Origin of the sequence: Secundilactobacillus yichangensis, assembly GCF_016861565.1 — a bacterium.
Classification (GTDB): domain Bacteria; phylum Bacillota; class Bacilli; order Lactobacillales; family Lactobacillaceae; genus Secundilactobacillus; species Secundilactobacillus yichangensis.
In genome coordinates, this window is sequence record NZ_BOLK01000010.1 from 88,304 (window position 1) to 105,331 (window position 17,028).

Annotated in this window: 15 protein-coding genes, 11 tRNA genes, 1 rRNA gene, 1 riboswitch and 1 other annotated feature; of the genes, 3 read left to right on the top strand and 24 right to left on the bottom strand. The window is 45.9% G+C overall.

The annotated features are described in order from the left end of the window. Position 1: 1 nt before the first annotated feature. From purF to leuS, 8 genes are all read right to left on the bottom strand, one after another. Positions 2-1,453 carry an amidophosphoribosyltransferase gene (gene purF / locus JUE95_RS08855; protein WP_203650807.1) on the bottom strand — a complete coding sequence of 484 codons (1,452 nt, stop codon included), beginning with the start codon at positions 1,451-1,453 and terminating at the stop codon, positions 2-4. Continuing rightward, entirely contained in the window at positions 1,438-3,648 is a 2,211-nt protein-coding gene (purL, locus tag JUE95_RS08860; protein WP_373305682.1) for a phosphoribosylformylglycinamidine synthase subunit PurL, read from the bottom strand. The genes purF and purL overlap by 16 nt, the downstream gene beginning before the upstream one ends. Before the next feature lie 13 nt (positions 3,649-3,661). Further along, positions 3,662-4,336, bottom strand: coding sequence for a phosphoribosylformylglycinamidine synthase subunit PurQ (gene purQ, locus JUE95_RS08865; protein ID WP_308440903.1), 675 nt, complete (start codon positions 4,334-4,336; stop codon positions 3,662-3,664). Next, the gene (gene purS / locus JUE95_RS08870; protein WP_203650810.1) at positions 4,333-4,590 is read right to left on the bottom strand and encodes a phosphoribosylformylglycinamidine synthase subunit PurS; all 258 of its coding nucleotides are present in this window, start codon (positions 4,588-4,590) and stop codon (positions 4,333-4,335) included. The genes purQ and purS overlap by 4 nt, the downstream gene beginning before the upstream one ends. 12 nt (positions 4,591-4,602) lie before the next feature. Continuing rightward, the gene (gene purC, locus JUE95_RS08875) at positions 4,603-5,313 is read right to left on the bottom strand and encodes a phosphoribosylaminoimidazolesuccinocarboxamide synthase (protein WP_373305681.1); all 711 of its coding nucleotides are present in this window, start codon (positions 5,311-5,313) and stop codon (positions 4,603-4,605) included. A gap of 20 nt (positions 5,314-5,333) precedes the next feature. Beyond that, positions 5,334-6,455 (bottom strand): 5-(carboxyamino)imidazole ribonucleotide synthase, encoded by a 1,122-nt coding sequence (gene purK, locus JUE95_RS08880; protein ID WP_203650811.1) that lies wholly within the window; start codon positions 6,453-6,455, stop codon positions 5,334-5,336. Then, a complete protein-coding gene (gene purE, locus JUE95_RS08885) occupies positions 6,439-6,924 on the bottom strand; it encodes a 5-(carboxyamino)imidazole ribonucleotide mutase (protein WP_203650812.1) in 486 nt (161 codons plus the stop codon). The genes purK and purE overlap by 17 nt, the downstream gene beginning before the upstream one ends. A gap of 223 nt (positions 6,925-7,147) precedes the next feature. Next, positions 7,148-9,571 (bottom strand): leucine--tRNA ligase, encoded by a 2,424-nt coding sequence (leuS, locus tag JUE95_RS08890; RefSeq protein WP_203650816.1) that lies wholly within the window; start codon positions 9,569-9,571, stop codon positions 7,148-7,150. Positions 9,572-9,639: 68 nt separating this feature from the next. Continuing rightward, positions 9,640-9,843, bottom strand: a binding site (T-box leader). 146 nt (positions 9,844-9,989) lie between these two features. Here leuS and mnmM point away from each other — a divergent pair. Continuing rightward, on the top strand, positions 9,990-10,556 hold the full coding sequence (gene mnmM / locus JUE95_RS08895; protein ID WP_203650818.1) for a tRNA 5-(aminomethyl)-2-thiouridylate-methyltransferase MnmM: 567 nt from the start codon (positions 9,990-9,992) through the stop codon (positions 10,554-10,556). 36 nt (positions 10,557-10,592) lie between these two features. On the opposite strand, the gene JUE95_RS08900 is transcribed toward mnmM, so the two are convergent. From JUE95_RS08900 to metK, 3 genes are all read right to left on the bottom strand, one after another. Beyond that, the gene (locus tag JUE95_RS08900; RefSeq protein ID WP_203650820.1) at positions 10,593-10,898 is read right to left on the bottom strand and encodes a DUF960 domain-containing protein; all 306 of its coding nucleotides are present in this window, start codon (positions 10,896-10,898) and stop codon (positions 10,593-10,595) included. A 61-nt stretch (positions 10,899-10,959) separates the two neighbouring features. After that, entirely contained in the window at positions 10,960-12,426 is a 1,467-nt protein-coding gene (locus JUE95_RS08905; protein WP_203650822.1) for an MDR family MFS transporter, read from the bottom strand. A 119-nt stretch (positions 12,427-12,545) separates the two neighbouring features. Further along, the gene (gene metK, locus JUE95_RS08910; protein WP_203650824.1) at positions 12,546-13,754 is read right to left on the bottom strand and encodes a methionine adenosyltransferase; all 1,209 of its coding nucleotides are present in this window, start codon (positions 13,752-13,754) and stop codon (positions 12,546-12,548) included. Next, a riboswitch (SMK box riboswitch) is annotated at positions 13,752-13,848 on the bottom strand. (Overlaps the previous gene by 3 nt.) A gap of 123 nt (positions 13,849-13,971) precedes the next feature. Between metK and JUE95_RS08915 the strand changes: the two genes are divergently transcribed. Further along, the gene (locus JUE95_RS08915) at positions 13,972-14,691 is read left to right on the top strand and encodes a hypothetical protein (protein ID WP_203650826.1); all 720 of its coding nucleotides are present in this window, start codon (positions 13,972-13,974) and stop codon (positions 14,689-14,691) included. A gap of 95 nt (positions 14,692-14,786) precedes the next feature. Then, a complete protein-coding gene (locus JUE95_RS08920) occupies positions 14,787-15,149 on the top strand; it encodes a hypothetical protein (protein ID WP_203650828.1) in 363 nt (120 codons plus the stop codon). 45 nt (positions 15,150-15,194) lie between these two features. Here the strand turns inward: JUE95_RS08920 and JUE95_RS08925 are convergent, their stop codons facing one another. From JUE95_RS08925 to rrf, 13 genes are all read right to left on the bottom strand, one after another. Next, positions 15,195-15,605: a hypothetical protein gene (locus JUE95_RS08925; protein ID WP_203650829.1), complete on the bottom strand. Its 411-nt coding sequence runs from the start codon at positions 15,603-15,605 to the stop codon at positions 15,195-15,197. A 146-nt stretch (positions 15,606-15,751) separates the two neighbouring features. Beyond that, positions 15,752-15,836: transfer RNA gene (locus JUE95_RS08930), tRNA-Leu, on the bottom strand. Between the two features lie 47 nt (positions 15,837-15,883). Continuing rightward, positions 15,884-15,954 (bottom strand) — tRNA-Cys (locus JUE95_RS08935). Between the two features lie 28 nt (positions 15,955-15,982). Beyond that, a tRNA-Gln gene (locus JUE95_RS08940) sits at positions 15,983-16,054 on the bottom strand. 9 nt (positions 16,055-16,063) lie between these two features. After that, positions 16,064-16,138: transfer RNA gene (locus JUE95_RS08945), tRNA-His, on the bottom strand. A gap of 13 nt (positions 16,139-16,151) precedes the next feature. Next, positions 16,152-16,222 (bottom strand) — tRNA-Trp (locus JUE95_RS08950). Position 16,223: 1 nt separating this feature from the next. Further along, positions 16,224-16,309 (bottom strand) — tRNA-Tyr (locus JUE95_RS08955). A gap of 5 nt (positions 16,310-16,314) precedes the next feature. After that, positions 16,315-16,387: transfer RNA gene (locus tag JUE95_RS08960), tRNA-Phe, on the bottom strand. 36 nt (positions 16,388-16,423) lie between these two features. Continuing rightward, positions 16,424-16,497: transfer RNA gene (locus JUE95_RS08965), tRNA-Asp, on the bottom strand. 8 nt (positions 16,498-16,505) lie between these two features. Then, positions 16,506-16,578, bottom strand: a tRNA-Val gene (locus tag JUE95_RS08970). A 44-nt stretch (positions 16,579-16,622) separates the two neighbouring features. Continuing rightward, positions 16,623-16,694, bottom strand: a tRNA-Glu gene (locus tag JUE95_RS08975). Positions 16,695-16,712: 18 nt separating this feature from the next. Continuing rightward, positions 16,713-16,804, bottom strand: a tRNA-Ser gene (locus tag JUE95_RS08980). Between the two features lie 79 nt (positions 16,805-16,883). Then, a 5S ribosomal RNA gene (gene rrf / locus JUE95_RS08985) occupies positions 16,884-17,000 on the bottom strand. Positions 17,001-17,028: the final 28 nt, after the last annotated feature.

The window sequence follows — 17,028 nt, forward strand, 5'->3', positions numbered from 1 at the left end:
CTTAATTCGCTCCTTCGTATAAGCCTAGGCGGGCAACTTCAGCATCAAAGCCGGCCTGGTAATCATAAAGCGGGGTTGGGTATTTCCCATCAAAATACGCGGTACATAACCCATGATTAGGCTGGTCATTCAGCGCACCAATTGATTTAACTAATCCATCAACACTCAGGTAAGCCAATGAATCCGCACCGATCATCTGGCAGATCTCTGGTACTGAATGATTAGCGCCAATCAGTTCCTTAGTGGTCTGAATATCGATACCATAATAGCACGGAAACTTAAGCACGGGTGAAGCAATCCGAACGTGGACGGACTTAGCACCGGCACGTTTAAGTAAACCAACAATGTAGCCGCTAGTTGTTCCGCGAACGATGGAATCATCCACGAGGACAATGTCTTTACCTGCCACCACTGATTTGACTACCGATAACTTGAGACTGACGCCGCGGACCCGTTTCGCCTGGGTCGGTTCAATAAACGTTCGGGCAACGTACTGATTTTTAATCATGCCCATGTCGTAATGAATGCCGCTGGCCTGCGCGTATCCGATTGCTGCTGATAACGATGAGTTGGGCACGCCAATGACCACGTCCGCTTTAACCGGAGCTTCCTTGGCAATGGCCGCCCCCATCCGTTTGCGGGCTTCGTGAACACTGATACCGCGAATCACGGAATCTGGACGTGCGAAGTAAACGTATTCCATGGAACAAATCGATAAATGAGTATCCGTCGTAAAGTGATCGACAGTCATCCCTTCATCAGTAACGATGATCACTTCACCAGGTTCAACATCACGAACGAAAGTCGCCCCAACCTGATCTAAGGCACAGGTTTCGCTGCAAATGATAATGGCACCGTTAGCCATTTTACCGATCACCAATGGTCGGAAACCATTGGGATCTAAAGCTGCCACCATCATATCGGAAGTCATCAGCAGGTAGGCAAAACCGCCGCGTAACTGATTTAACGACGCCTTCAGCCGATCAATAAAGCCAGTTTCTGAGCTGGTTTGAATCAGTTCGCCTAGTAACTCACTATCAGAAGTCGCTTGAAATGAGACACCCTTCTGTTTTAACTCGTGCCGTAAGTGGTTGGCATTGGTTAAATTACCATTATGTGCCAGCGCAAATTGATCTGCTTTTGCTTCATCAAAATACATGGGCTGAATGTTTTGAATGCCGTGATTACCAGCCGTTGCGTACCTGACGTGCCCGATTGCACCGGTCCCAGGTAAGGAGACCATCTTCTGGGGATCCGCAAATACTTCAGCTAACAGCCCCAAGCCGCGCTGCCGGTGAAACTGGCCATCTTCATTACTCACGATTCCGGCGCCTTCTTGACCACGGTGCTGAAGGCTGTGCAGACCATCATACGTCAGTTGGGCAGCATCATCTGCCCCCCAGATGCCAAAGAGGCCGCATTCCTCATTAAGTCCTTTTATTTCATTAGGCATCCCAGTGCACCTCCGAAAGTGGCTTCTAATTCCGAGCACTTCGCTTTCAACTCACCATCAGTCGTGGTAAGGCTTAACTGATCTTGAGCCGTAGTTTTACCTAGTAAGACAGCTCGATTGCCTGCTAACGATTCAAACTTGGTCTGGTTAGCGGGGGCAACGCTGACAATAAAACGTGACTGGGTTTCACTAAACAATTGACTGTTAGTTAGGGTCGTTTTTCCTTCAAAACCTAAACCATACTCGAACAAAGCCTCGGCAAGTGCAACGCCTAGACCACCCTCACTTAAGTCGTGAGCACTCTGAAGTAAATTTTGCCGGATTGCTTGTTGAACTAACTGCTGATTAGCCGCCTCGGCATCTAAATCAAAGTTCAATTGACCAGTTGGCGTTATCTGCCCCCGTAATTTTTGAATTTCTGAGCCGGCAAAGTCATCACCGGTTTCACCAATGAGATAAACTGCGTCACCGGCGCCTTTAAATGATTGAGTCGTAATGTAGTCAGTGTCCTCAATGAGACCCACCATCCCAATCATTGGCGTTGGGTAAATTGAATGACCATCGGTTTCGTTATACATTGACACGTTACCGGAAATGACAGGCGTATCAAACTGCTCGCAGGCTAAAGCGATTCCTTGAACGGATTGATCCAATTCCCAATAACTTTCCGGGTCATTGGGACTACCAAAGTTCAAACAGTCAGTAATACCGATTGGAACACCGCCGCTGGCAACGATGTTACGGGCAGCTTCGCTAACGGCAATTTGACCGCCAACGTACGGATCAAGATAGATATATCGGGCGTTACAGTCAGTGGTCATTGCCAAAGCTTTCTTGGTGTGCCGGACCCGCACGACTGCGGCGTCACTGCCGGGAGTTACCGCAGTATTAGCTTGGACCTGCGAATCATACTGTTTGAAAACGGCCTTCTTCGACGCGATCGTCGGCTGTGCAAGCAGTTTATTCAGCGTGTCAGCAGGATTTTGAACTTCTGGCACTTGAGCAGGCGCAACATCTTCCAGTCGAGCTGGTTTAGCACTAGGCTGTTCGCGTTCCACCACGTCATCAACCAAACTCGTTACCGGCACATCAGTAACGACCTTACCGTGCTGATAGAGCCGGTATTGACGGTCATCCGTCACGTGGCCAACCACCACTGCATCCAGGTCATAACGGGCGAAAATATCCAAAACGGTTTGTTCTTCACCCTTCTTCACACACAGCAGCATCCGTTCCTGAGATTCTGACAGCATGATTTCGTAAGCGCTCATATTGGGTTCCCGTTGCGGCACCAAATCAAGGTTCATAGTGACGCCACTTTTGGCTTTTGAAGCCATTTCGGCTGATGATGAAACCAGTCCAGCAGCACCCATGTCCTGAATCCCCATAAGGATTTCAGCGTGGTCGTGAATGATTTCCAGACAGGCATCCGTCAGCAGTTTTTCCATAAACGGATCGCCGACTTGAACAGCGGAACGGTCAGCTTCCTTTTCTTCGCTAAATTCGTTAGAAGCAAAGGTAGCACCGTGGATCCCGTCACGCCCAGTCTTAGCGCCAACGTAGATAATGCTGTTCCCAGTTCCGGTTGCCCGGCCACGCTTCAAATCCGCCTGATCCATTAAACCAACACACATCACGTTAACCAACGGATTACCGTCGTAAACGGCGTCAAAACCAATCTCACCGCCAACCGTTGGGATTCCAATACAGTTACCGTAAGCTGCAATCCCAGCCACGATTTCAGTCAGCAAATAGCGGTTCTTTTGACTATCAAGTTCACCAAAACGCAGACTATCCAGCGAAGCGATGGGTTTGGCACCCATGGAAAAGATGTCCCGAATAATTCCACCGACACCGGTAGCTGCCCCTTCAAAGGGTTCCACAAAGCTGGGATGATTATGACTTTCAGCTTTGAAAACAACTGCTTGACCATCACCGATATCCAAAACACCCGCGCCTTCACCAGGGCCCTGGATTACACGAGAACCATCGTTCCAGAACTTACGTAAAATCGGCTTGGAGTCCTTGTATGAACAATGCTCACTCCACATCACGGCAAACAGACCGGTTTCAGTGTAATTAGGTAAACGGCCAATCAGCTTTTGGGAAATATAATCGTATTCCTTTTCTGACAGTCCCCAGGCTTCATACGGCTTTTGATCACGAATTTCTTCTGGTGTTAGTTCAGTTTTCACTTCCTGCATGCCTTTACACCGTCCTTAAATGAGCTTGTAACAGCGATTTAAATACTAAGAGACCATCCGTTCCGCCCTGAATCTCCTCAACGGCTCTTTCCGGGTGGGGCATCATGCCCAAAACGTTGCCTGCTTCGTTAGTAATACCAGCAATATCTGATACGCTGCCGTTGGGATTATTTTGATACGTAAATACAATTTGATGGTTCTTTCGCAGTTGAGCCAGCGTTGCGTCATCACAGTAATAGTTGCCTTCGCCATGGGCAATCGGTAAAGTAATCTGCTGCTGATCTTGAAAAGCTGAAGTAAACAGCGTTTGATTATTTTCAACCCTTAATGGTTCGGGTTCACAGATAAACTGCATTTGACGATTGTGCTGCAAAGTACCGGGTAATAACCCCGCTTCGGTAAGAATCTGAAAGCCATTGCAGATGCCTAGTACTGGTTTTCCCGTTTGTGCAAAGGCTTTAACTGCAGGCATCACCGGTGCAAACTTGGCAATCGCCCCACCGCGTAAGTAGTCGCCGTAGGAGAACCCGCCAGGAATCAAAACAACGTCAAAGTCTGATAAATCAGTTGCGGTATGCGGCACGATTTCAGCTGCCTCATGCAAATCATCCGTAATTGCGTAATACAGGTCTTCATCACAGTTAGAACCAGGGAAACTAACCACGGCAAATTTCATCATTGATTAGCCAGCTCCTTTACTTCGTATCGATAGGTTTCCATATTCGGATTGGCCAGCAGCTGATCACAGATGGCTTCAATTTGGGCTTCGGCAACGTCGGTCGTTGGTACATCCAGCGTAATTTCAAAATACTTTCCCTGCCGAACTGCTGTCACTTGGTCGAAATTCAGCCGGTGCATGGCGTTCTTAATGGCAACTGCTTGGGGATCCAAAATTGACGGTTTATAGGTCACGTGAACTTGGGCTAAGTACATGTATGAGTCCTCCTATTTGGCTGTTGCTTCCAGGCGTGAAAGAACGGTACGGTAACCATCCATGACGTTACCGGTATGTTTTCTAAAGACGTCTTTATCCAGTGATTCATGAGTTTGAGCATCGACTAAGCGGCATGAATCTGGTGAAATTTCATCGCCTAAAATCAAATTACCATCCGCATCAAAACCAAACTCAACTTTGAAATCGACTAATGTAATCCCTGAAGCCGCAAATAGTTTAATCAGGGCCTGGTTGATCTTAAAGACCTGCTCACGCATGGTGCTTAACTGTTCTGGAGTGGCAATCTTTAAAGCGTGAATCTGAGAGTCGTTGATGAAAGGATCATCTAAACGGTCGCTCTTGTAGTAAAACTCTTGAACCGGCTCCTCAAATTTCAGCAGGTATTCAGTATCGAATTTTCGTTGGAAACTACCAGAGGCGTAGTTCCTGACAACCACTTCCAGCGGCACCATTTTCATCTTTTTAACCAGTTGATCACTGTCTGACAACTGTTTAATAAAGTGGGTTGCAATGCCAAGGTGGTTCAGATATTCAAAAATTAGACTGTCGATTTGGTTGTTGACTTCGCCCTTATCATCAATGTGTTCTTTTCGCTTACCATTTAGAGCTGTCGCCTGATTCATATAGTGCACTTGAATCACGTTTGGATCATCCGTCGTAAATAACTGCTTTGCTTTACCTTCATTAATTAATGTTGCCAATCTCTTCAGATCCTTTCTGATTATCTAAACTGACTAACAGACGCTAACAATGCTTCTATGGATGGTCCAGTCACTGTAATATGGCCCATCTTGCGACGATCTCGAACTTCTGCTTTACCGTAATCGTGGAGATGCCATTCTGGATGAGCTGGCCAATCAGCACGAGCAGTCAGCAGATTTTCGCCCAGTAAATTCACCATGACGGCTGGTTCAAACTGCCGAATCGGTGGAATTGCTAACCCGCAAATGCTCCTAATATGCGCATCAAACTGGGAAACGTTGCAGGCTTCAATGGAATAGTGACCGGAATTATGCGGCCGCGGTGCTAATTCGTTGATCATTAATTCGCCAGAGGGCAATTCGAATAATTCAATGCCTAATACCCCTCGCAGGTGCAGTGCTTCAGCGGTATCGATGGCAATTTGCTGTGCTTTAGCTTTCACTTTCTCGCTGGTTTGCGCGGGAATAATACTGGTGTGCAAGATGTGGTGCTGGTGGCGATTCTCACTCACCGGAAAAGTAATCACTTGATCCTTACCATCGCGCGTTACCATTACTGACAATTCACGGACAAAGTTCTGTTTCAATTCGTAAATCCATTCAGTTTGCTCGATTTCACTTTCAATCAGATGCCAATCCGTCTGGTCGTTAATATCGAATTGCCCGTGTCCGTCATAGCCACCCTCTACTGTTTTGAGGATTCCCGGCTGACCGATTTTTTTAATCGCCGCTTCCAAATCAGCCATGGATCTCACTGAAGCAAAGGGCGTAACTGGCAGGCCATGCTGCCGGCAAAAGGTCTTTTCTCTTAAGCGATGACTGGTAATCGTTAATAGGTCGATTCCCTGAGGAATTCTGGTTAGATTTTTAACTTGCTTCAACGCGTCTTGGTCAACGTTTTCAAATTCATAGGTTAAGACGTCACTCTGCTCCGCAAGCTGCTTCAACGCTTTCAAATCATCATAGGCGGCGACAATCTGAAAGTCGGCAACTTGTCCTGCTGGCGCTTTATCAGTGGGGTCCAAAACGCCAACCTTATACCCCATAGCTTTAGCTGACAGAGCCATCATCTGACCGAGCTGCCCACCGCCAATAATGCCAATGGTGGCTGGCGGTAACACCGGACTACTGTAATTGTTCATTACTTTCAGTAGCCTCCTTAGTCTGGCGAGTACGGAACGCCTGCAATTGCGCGTCTACATCGCTATCTTGCAACGCAATAATCTCGGCAGCAAGAAGCGCCGCGTTTTTTGCACCGGCACTGCCGATAGCTACGGTAGCAACCGGCACGCCAGAGGGCATCTGTACAATCGAAAGCAACGAATCCATTCCGTTCAGCGCTTTAGACTGAATGGGAATGCCAATCACTGGCAAAGTGGTATTGGCTGCCAACATTCCCGGCAAATGAGCCGCTCCACCAGCTGCAGCAATAATTACCTGGTAACGTTCGTCTTTTGCTGTTTCTCCAAAGTGTTGCAGCTCCCGTGGCATTCGGTGAGCGGATATCACGTGGCTATCATAACTAATGTGTAATTCACTGAGCAGATCGGCCGTGGCCTTAACTTGTGGCCAATCGGAAATAGATCCCATTACAAGTGCAACTTGCATCATCAAAATCTCCTTTGCCTTTTATACCCATAGAGTAACAACAGAAGTCATAACTGTCAACCGAAAAATCGAACTATATCATTACTTGTATATTTAATATTCGTTTTTAAACCGTTTTATGTCTTCCGTTTTAACTTTATACCTGGTAAAAACCGAAGCTATCAAAAAAAGGTTCTGGTAACAGTCGTCAAGTTTTGACTGTTACCAGAACCTTTAATTTAATGATTTATTTTCCAACAACGATGTTAACAATCTTTTTTGGCACAACGATCACTTTTTTAATGTCGTGACCATCCGTGAAGGCTTTCACTGAATCATCAGCTAAAGCAGCTTTTTGGACAGTTTCATTATCGGCATCGGTTGCAACCTTGATGTGACCACGAACTTTACCATTCACTTGAACGGCTAATTCGAGTTCATCTACGACCAGTTTAGATTCGTCATAGGTTGGCCACTTGGCGTAGGCAATTGTCTTATCATGGCCCATGATTGACCAGAGTTCTTCGGTAATGTGAGGTGCGATCGGTGCTAGCATCTTCACTAAGCCTTCCATGTAAACTAATGGCAGACTGTCAGCTTTATAAGCTTCATTTACAAAGACCATCATTTGAGAAATCGCCACGTTAAACCGCAGTTCCTTCATGTCTTCCGTAACTGTTTTAACGGTCTGGTTGTAAATCAGATCCAGCTTACCATCATTAATGGTCGTTACCCGGTCACGCAAATGGTTATTGTCATCAATGATCAGCCGCCATACACGGTCAAGCCAGCGGTAAGCACCGGCGATTCCTTCGGTACTCCAGGGCTTTGAGCCTTCCAGAGGACCCATGAACATTTCGTAGACCCGCAGCGTATCTGCACCGTACTTCTTGACGATGTCATCTGGGTTAACAACGTTCCCCTTAGACTTGGACATCTTTTCGTGATTCATCCCAAGAATCATCCCTTGGTTAACCAGTTTCTGGAACGGTTCCTTAGTTGGAACAACGCCAAGATCGTACAGGAACTTGTGCCAGAACCGGGCGTACAGCAAATGCAGCACGGCATGTTCCGCACCACCGATGTACAGGTCAACGGGCAGCCAGTACTTCAGCTTTTCGGGATCAGCAACCATCTTATCGTTCTTTGGATCGATGTAGCGCAGGAAGTACCATGAGCTACCAGCCCATTGCGGCATAGTGTTTGTCTCACGCTTCCCCTTACGGCCATTCTTATCCACAACGTTGACCCAATCGTCTACGTTAGCCAGTGGACTTTCACCGGTACCAGAGGGTTCCAGTTGCTTGGTAGCTGGCAGACGCAATGGCAATTCATCTTCAGGAACTAGTGTGGTTTCGCCATCTTCCCAGTGAATTACTGGAATTGGTTCGCCCCAGTAACGTTGGCGAGAGAAGATCCAGTCACGCAAACGGTAATTGACCTTCTTCTTACCGGCATTGTGCTCTTCCAGCCAGTCAGTAGCAGCTTTGATGGCCGTCTTCTTATCCATACCGTTTAAGAAGCCGGAGTTGATATGCTGACCATCGCCTGTATAAGCGGCCTCTTCGATGTTGCCGCCTTCAATAACTGGCTTAATCGGCAAGTTAAATTTGTGGGCAAATTCATAGTCACGGTCATCATGAGCAGGAACGGCCATGATTGCACCAGTTCCGTATGAGGCCAAGACGTAGTCACCGATCCAGATCGGCAGCTTTTCGCCGTTGATTGGATTGATGCCGTATGCACCGGTGAACACACCGGTCTTGTTCTTGTTTAAATCAGTCCGTTCCAAATCAGAACGGCTTTCGATTTCTTCCTTATAAGCAGCCACTTCATCAGCGTGTTCTGGCGTCGTAATTTGATCAACCAGTTCGTGTTCTGGTGCCAAGACCATGTATGAAGCACCAAACAGCGTGTCCGGACGAGTCGTGTAGACTTCGATCTGCTTATCTTCATCACCAGCAACTTTAAAGAAGACGCTGGCCCCCTCAGATCGGCCGATCCAGTTACGTTGCTGCTCTTTAATACTTTCAGGCCAGTCAAGGTCGTCCAGATCCTTGAGCAGACGGTCAGCGTACTTAGTGATCCGCAATACCCATTGCGTCATCGGTACCCGGTATACAGGGTACCCGCCACGTTCAGTCTTACCATCAACAACTTCTTCGTTGGCAACCACGGTACCGCCCATGAAATCAGGGGCCCAGTTGACCATGATCTTGTCTTCGTATGCAAGACCCTTTTTGTATAACTGTTCAAAGATCCACTGCGTCCACTTGTAAAAAGCTGGATCAGTGGTGTTCACTTCGCGGTCCCAGTCATATGAAAAGCCCAATGACTTGATTTGACGCTTGAAGGTCTTAATGTTCTGCGCCGTAAAGTCCTTAGGATTATGCCCCGTCTTTAGCGCGTATTGCTCTGCAGGTAACCCAAAGGCATCCCAGCCCATTGGATGCAAAACATTGTAACCCTGCATCCGTTTCATACGGGAAACAATATCAGTAGCTGTATAGCCTTCAGGATGCCCCACGTGAAGCCCCTGACCAGATGGATACGGAAACATATCCAACGCATAAAACTTCGGCTTTGATTCATCATCATAAGTTTTAAAAGTTTTATGTTCTTTCCAATAATGCTGCCATTTTCGTTCGATAATCGTGTGATTGTAAGCCAAACAAATACGCTCCCTTTCTCATATGTACCAGCTGAATACTAAAAAAGCCTACAAGAAAACAACCTTTCTTGTAGGACGGAATTTCCGCGGTACCACCTAACATTCCCGTTTAAACGGGCACTCATTATTTCGTAACGCGAAAATCACGTCTCAACTTACTTCAGTTCAGTTGAAAAACTCAGAGACGAGTTCGGTATGCAGCCGACGGATTCGCAACAACCATCCGCTTTCTGAACGGTGCAACACACCTACTAGTCCTCATCAGTCTTTAATTTTTGTTCAGTGATTTCATAGTACCAAATTTAAGGTGCATAAGCAAGTGCCTTCTGGCGGGTAGTTAACCGTTCCGGACTAATGAATCCCCTAGATTAAACGAGTATAATAATAGCAGCATAAACTTTGGAAAGGACCGTTAGAAATGAATCTTGAACCAGCCGTTAAGTATAGTCATACCCTTTTAAAGCCCATTATTGGTAAGGGTGATACCGTAGTCGATGCTACCGTTGGTAACGGCAACGATACCATCTTTTTAGCCAGTCTAGTAGGTGCTAGCGGCCACGTACTGGGTTTTGACGTCCAGCAGCAAGCTTTAAATCAAACGGCCACTCAGCTAACATTAACGGGCATGACGCATCGGGTTCAACTGATTCATGATGGTCATGAACACCTTGAGCAGTACCTAGATTCCCAACAGGAAATTACCGCTGCGATCTTTAATTTAGGTTACTTGCCTGGCAGCGATAAAACCGTCATTACTCACAGTGAAACCACCCTTAAAGCATTAACTGCTTGTTTGACTCACCTACGCCGCGGCGGAATCGTTGCCCTAGTTGTTTACTACGGCCATCCGGGTGGTGAACAGGAAAAAGAAGCCGTTTTAGAGGCCGTTAAAAGCCTAGATCAGCACACTTATCAAGTCTTGCAGTATGGCTTTATCAACCAAATTCATGAGCCGCCCTTTCTGCTGGCAATTCAAAAGCGATAATAAACAAAAGGGACTTCACGATGAAGTCCCTTTTGTTTACATTTCTTCTTTAGGTAACATGACGATTTGGCTAGTGCCATCATCGTAAACCCACAGTGAATCAGGAAAACTATCAGCATATGGAAACGGCGTATCAAAACTAGCCACCACATCCTCCTGCTGTAAGAAATCAAAAGTCAAATGATTATTGTGATTGATCAAATTAAAACTGATGATCTGCCCCAGTTGGAACATGCCTTGTAAATTATTATCAATAATGTACCAAACTTGATCAATAATTTCGCCAGGTAAGGAATTAACGATTCCAAAGCTAGCGTATCTCGGACGATTATTTTCGAACACGTAGATCGTCTCACTTTCTGTTTATATCTGCTATCAAGTATACTTCATTTGCCTGAAAATATCAGGTTTCAGGCTTGTTGCGGCGGTCCAACTGGTTAATCAAATAGCTCAAAATCACCAGTCCAAGTGCCACTATAAAGATCCAATGTAAACCACTATAAAGAATCTGCCGAAGTGGTTTTAGTAGGTGACCGCCTAACGTTTTCGCTGTTTGCGGATTAATTAGCCGGTTCATCATGCCAAGGTTAGTCCCCTTACGAGCAGCAACGCCGCTAGCCATGTTAACGTTCATGATAATTCCGAAAACGGAGATCATTAATGTCTGTCCCAAAGTTCTGGCCAAGGTGTTTAAGGACGTCGCCACCCCCACATCTTCCTTCGGCACCTGATTTTGAACCGTAACTGTCGTGGTGGTAATGGTAATCCCAAAACCGGTCCCGCAGATGGCAGCAATCACGAAGAAGCACCAGAAAGGTGTTGCTTGAGGTGCCAGCGCCATTGCAAGACCGCCAATCAAAATAAAGGTCAAACTAAAATTGATAATTTGTTTGGGCGAACGGTTCAATAGCAGTTTGCCAGCAATAAACGACCCCACGATCCACATCAGCGAACTGGGTGTAATCGCGAACCCCGCCAATGAAGCTGGCAACCCTAACAGCCCCTGTGTCCAAGTTGGCAAATAAACTTCAAACCCCATCAAAAAGCCGCTAATCAGAGCTGCCACTAAGTTTTGGGTAACAAACGTCCGGATCTTAAAGAGCTGCAGCGGAATGATGGGATTTTCTACGCGTCCTTCTTGACGAATAAAACCACTAAAACTAACGACTGAAATCAGCAGACTCATACTCAAACTCAGCCAGTTAATTTTGGCGTCACCCAGTACTTGAAACCCAAACATCAGGGCTAATAGGGCTACGGAAAGCCAAATGCTACCTAATACATCAAGGGTTTGCGTACTCTTTCGGGGCGTTTCCTTTAGAAAGATCCAAATTCCGGCCATGGCTAGCAGCCCAACCGGAATATTAATAAAGAAGATCCAGTGCCAAGACATTTGGTCAACGATGAACCCACCCAACAGCGGTGCAACGATTGATGCGATCCCCCAGGCTGACCCGTTGAACCCCATCACTTTAGCCCGTTTTTCAAAGGGGTAGATGTCAGCAATGATCGTAAATGAAATCGGCATGATCGACCCGGCACCGATGCCTTGGACCGCTCGCCAAATAATCAGTTCCGTCATACTGTTTGACATCCCAGATAACGTTGAGCCGATAATAAAAATCGCTAGGCCAAACAAAAATAACCGTTTACGGCCGAACATATCGGAGAGTTTGCCATAAATTGGTGTTGCCATGGCGTTGGTCAGTAAAAAGATGGAGAAGACCCAGTTCATCAATGCCACCCCGCTAAGGTCACCAACGATGGTTGGCATGGCAGTGGAGACAATGGTCCCCTCAATCGCACTCATAAACGTCGCGATAAAGATGGCGCCCGTCACTAACGGGACATTGGTTTTGCTTGAACTCATAATTATTCCTCGCTTAGCGCTGGCCCGCACCCCCAACGCAGTCTGAGAGTCTAAAACCCCCGCCACAAAAATAACGACCAGCCCGAAAGTTAGTCGTTATTGGTTAAATTCAATTGAATTTATTTGCTTGCTGATTGATTCTGCTTAAGCACGTTTTTCAATTCATCGACTTTATCAGTATGTTCCCAAGGTAAGTCAATATCGGTTCGACCAAAGTGGCCATAAGCAGCGGTCTGCTTGTAAATAGGCCGCTTCAAATCAAGCATTTGAATAATACCGGCTGGTCGTAAATCAAAAATCTGACGAATTGCCTTGGTCAATTCAAGTTCAGAAACTTTGCCGGTACCAAAGGTGTTAACAGAAACTGAAACGGGTTGTGCCACACCAATTGCATAAGCTAATTGAACTTCTACTTGGTGGGCTAAGCCAGCTGCTACAATATTCTTTGCGATATAGCGAGCAGCATAGCTAGCTGAACGGTCAACCTTAGTTGCGTCTTTTCCAGAAAAGGCACCCCCACCATGATGGGCGTAACCGCCATACGTATCAACGATTACTTTCCGGCCCGTTAAACCGGCGTCTCCTTGGGGACCACCAATCACGAATCGGCCAGTTGGGTTGATCAGATAGCGCGTGTTCTCATCCAGCAGTTCTGCAGGGATGACCGGCTTGATCACTTTCTCAATCACGTCTTTACGAATCTGATCAAGCGTTGCTGATGCAGCATGCTGAGTACTCAAAACAACGGTATCAACCCGGAAAGGCTTGCCCTCATCGTCGTATTCAACGGTTACTTCAGACTTTGCATCTGGACCAAGGTAGTCCAAGATGTTTTCCTTACGTACTTTAGCAATCCGCTGCATCAAGTGATGGGCCAACGAAATTGCTAACGGCATCAGCTCAGGTGTTTCGTCAATCGCGTAACCAAACATCAAGCCTTGGTCACCAGCACCGATCTGATCAAGGGGGTCAGTGTCGCCCTCCTTCTTTTCCAGAGCGTCATCAACACCTTGGGCAATATCTGGTGATTGTTCATCAATTGCAACCAAAACCGCGCAATTATCGCCGTCAAAACCATACTTGCCATCGGTATAACCGATACCTTTGATGGTTTCACGAACGATGTGCTGGATGTCAACGTATGCGCTAGTAGAGATCTCGCCAAATACCAGTACCAGACCAGTAGTCACTGACGTCTCACAAGCCACACGTGCGTCTGGATCTTGTGCTAGCATTGCATCCAAGATTGCATCACTAATTTGATCAGCAATTTTATCAGGATGTCCTTCAGATACAGATTCTGAAGTAAATAAATGTCTTTCTTGCATTGTAAAAATTCCCCCAATATTATTTTTCGGTTACAAGGCATCTTCACTAAGTCAAGCTAGTGAATCCTATCGGGAATGAAGACTCATAACTCTAACATTTTAACACAATTTTTTATGCTTAGAAAGTGAACTTGTAACCCTCTGAAAATTCTTGCCTGTTGACCAAAGTTGTGAAAATGGTAAGCTATTCTATATCACATAAAAGGAACTATTGAATATGTTAGAAAATATTGAAGCATTTATCGTTCATCATCGCCGATTACTGCAAGGATTATTTTTTGGCGCCATCGAAATGAGCGGTTTACTGCTTTATGCAAATGCCAACTCATTTCAATCCTATACCAAGCCGCAGCAATTGCCGCTATCACTGCTGGCGGTCACAATGGTGTTAACTTTCACTTGCCTGTACGTCATTCGAACCACCACGGAACGGAGTAAAACGGCTCCCATCGTTTTAGTGCTGACGATTGCGTTCATGCTTTTCAGTGCCCCCAAGCTGCCAACGTTGGTTAACGTCATTAATGGCTTGGTAATCACGGTTCTGCTGCTCATACGTTATCTACCGAAATGGTTTGACAATGAACTGGGAATCGTTTTGTTGGCATTGATGCTTGCAAGTTTAGCTGCGGGTAACTTTTTATTGACTCATGATTATTTATCAACCAGCTATCTCACGACGATTATCCTGCCATTACTGCTGTATAACTATTTTTTTCTGTCGCAAAGAGCGTTTAACTTCATCTTGCTTCCAGCTGGTTTAGCCGTTCTAACACTTGGCTGGTTACTCTTTTTACATTTGAACTTAATCGTTATTCTGCTGTCGTTGGTCGTTTTCTTGGGTTGGTTTCTCGTCCAGACCATGTGGCGCCCTTCCCCATCTCGTGGGTTACTGATTGCAGCCGTCTTACAAGCTGTTATTTTTGTCTGCAGCCGATAATTAAAACTTTCTAAAGCTTCCCCTCATTTTTTATGATTATCCGTAATTTGTCATATGATGATAGTGCAATAACCATTATGCTTGGAGGCTTTTTAGTGACTCAAATTAAAATTGTCGGGGATATTTGGACCGGAAAATACCAACCCGCGCTGACAGGTAATCGAATCGTAGATACGGGTTTGCTCACGCAGTTTTGCGTCAAATTAGCAGCTTGGCTTGCACAACAAAATATCAAACTTTCGGTAAAAATTGAACACGAATTCAGTTTATCCAAAGCCGTTAAGGATGATACGCTGTATTTAATTGATTCCAATATCGTTGCTGCGTATCCTGAAAGTTCCTTAAGCAAAGTGAACTATTTGCCGATAAAACATCAAAACTTTTTACATGGCAATCCCAGTTCCATCTGTCGTTCCGTATTGGAATGGCTAAAAGTTGATTTTAAACAGCAATCATAAAAGGTTAGGTCAAAACATGTCCGTTTTGCACCTAACCTTTTTCGTTTAAACAAATAACCCGGGAAAAATAACACTATTTGCGTATGGTTTAGCCATGTGTCGCAGTTCTGGTTCGAGATGACTAATAAAGTAATCCCGATCAACTTTTTGATTACCCATCCAGCCCACAAAATACTTAGGCCGATAGCGCCGATTCGAAATGTCAAAAGCATGGTACGCCTTCAATTGTGTTCCTCGATAGATCACTTCAATTGCAGCCAGACCGTCACTAATTAGTAGCTCTTCCGCCTGTTTAAGCTGGTCATTACGAACATCGATTTGATGCTTATGCGTTTCATCACTTAAATGCAGTATAATATCGATCTGACAGCTTGATTTAAGAAATTGCCGACTATTTTGTAATAAACCCAAATATGAGTTAATCAGTTGTTTCAGCGTTGTTTCACCGAAGAGCATCGTGGTTAACCTCCTAATATTGTCCAACCGTTCTTTTATCTTATACACAATTTGATTGTACGCAGAGTATAACATGAAATATTGGTATAGACAATTAAAAAGATCTAAAAAAAGAACCAAGCAAGATTTGCTTGGTTCTTTTGTGATACCGGAGGTGGGGTTCGAACCCACACGTCCTCAACGGACACTGGATTTTGAGTCCAGCGCGTCTGCCAGTTCCGCCACTCCGGCATATTATCTGATGATGTTAAATTAAATAGCCAATCCCATTTGGGGAAAGGCGGTAATCGGATTCGAACCGACGATAGAGGTTTTGCAGACCTTTGCCTTACCACTTGGCTATACCGCCATAATCATGATGCAATGGGCTCCCCAAACTGGGTTAGCTGGATTCGAACCAGCGCATGACGAAGTCAAAGTCCGTTGCCTTACCACTTGGCTATAACCCAATCATCAAGGGCGGTATGTGGGACTCGAACCCACGCGTGCCGGAACCACAATCCGGTGTGTTAACCAAACTTCACCAATACCGCCATTATACCAAAACAGGGATAGCAGGAATCGAACCCGCACTAGCGGTTTTGGAGACCGATGTACTACCGTTATACTATATCCCTATGGTGGATGGGAGTGGATTCGAACCACCGAACCCGAAGGAGCGGATTTACAGTCCGCCGCGTTTAGCCAGACTTCGCTACCCATCCATATATGGCGCGGGACGGAATCGAACCGCCGACACACGGAGCTTCAATCCGTTGCTCTACCAACTGAGCTACCGAGCCATGTAATGTCTATTATATGTTAATGAAAATTAACAACGGTCCGTACGAGACTCGAACTCGTGATCTCCTGCGTGACAGGCAGGCGTCCTAACCAGCTAGACCAACGGACCATCTTTTATGGAGGATACAGGGCTCGAACCTGTGACCCTCTGCTTGTAAGGCAGACGCTCTCCCAACTGAGCTAATCCTCCAAGACGATGTTGTAATTATTATTAATAATCAATACCTTGATTAATGACCCGTACGGGATTCGAACCCATGTTACCGCCGTGAAAGGGCGGTGTCTTAACCACTTGACCAACGGGTCATACAAAAAGTTGTTGAACGGAGAGTGAGGGATTCGAACCCTCGAAACAAGCTTTTACTCGTTTACACCATTTCCAGTGGTGCTCCTTCGGCCAACTCGGACAACTCTCCAATTAATCCCCGACAAACTCGTCGAGGACAAACTTATAATTCAAGAGTTATCCCAACAACAAAGTTTGCCGGATATATCGCGTGGCAACGTCCTACCCTCGCAGGGGGCGATCCCCCAACTACTCTTGGCGTGCTGAAGCTTAACTGCTGTGTTCGGCATGGGAACAGGTGTATCCTTCAGGCTATCGCCACCACACTATTGAGAACTGGTGCTCTCAAAACTA

Excerpts from the sequence above, each read along its gene's own strand:
- JUE95_RS08905 (WP_203650822.1), bottom strand. The coding sequence starts at position 12,426 with ATGAGTTCAAGCAAAACCAATGTCCCGTTAGTGACGGGCGCCATCTTT.
- metK (WP_203650824.1), bottom strand. The coding sequence starts at position 13,754 with ATGCAAGAAAGACATTTATTTACTTCAGAATCTGTATCTGAAGGACAT.
- purQ (WP_308440903.1), bottom strand. The coding sequence starts at position 4,336 with ATGATGAAATTTGCCGTGGTTAGTTTCCCTGGTTCTAACTGTGATGAA.
- purE (WP_203650812.1), bottom strand. The coding sequence starts at position 6,924 with ATGATGCAAGTTGCACTTGTAATGGGATCTATTTCCGATTGGCCACAA.
- mnmM (WP_203650818.1), top strand. The coding sequence starts at position 9,990 with ATGAATCTTGAACCAGCCGTTAAGTATAGTCATACCCTTTTAAAGCCC.
- purS (WP_203650810.1), bottom strand. The coding sequence starts at position 4,590 with ATGTACTTAGCCCAAGTTCACGTGACCTATAAACCGTCAATTTTGGAT.
- JUE95_RS08925 (WP_203650829.1), bottom strand. The coding sequence starts at position 15,605 with ATGCTCTTCGGTGAAACAACGCTGAAACAACTGATTAACTCATATTTG.
- purK (WP_203650811.1), bottom strand. The coding sequence starts at position 6,455 with ATGAACAATTACAGTAGTCCGGTGTTACCGCCAGCCACCATTGGCATT.
- purF (WP_203650807.1), bottom strand. The coding sequence starts at position 1,453 with ATGCCTAATGAAATAAAAGGACTTAATGAGGAATGCGGCCTCTTTGGC.
- JUE95_RS08915 (WP_203650826.1), top strand. The coding sequence starts at position 13,972 with ATGTTAGAAAATATTGAAGCATTTATCGTTCATCATCGCCGATTACTG.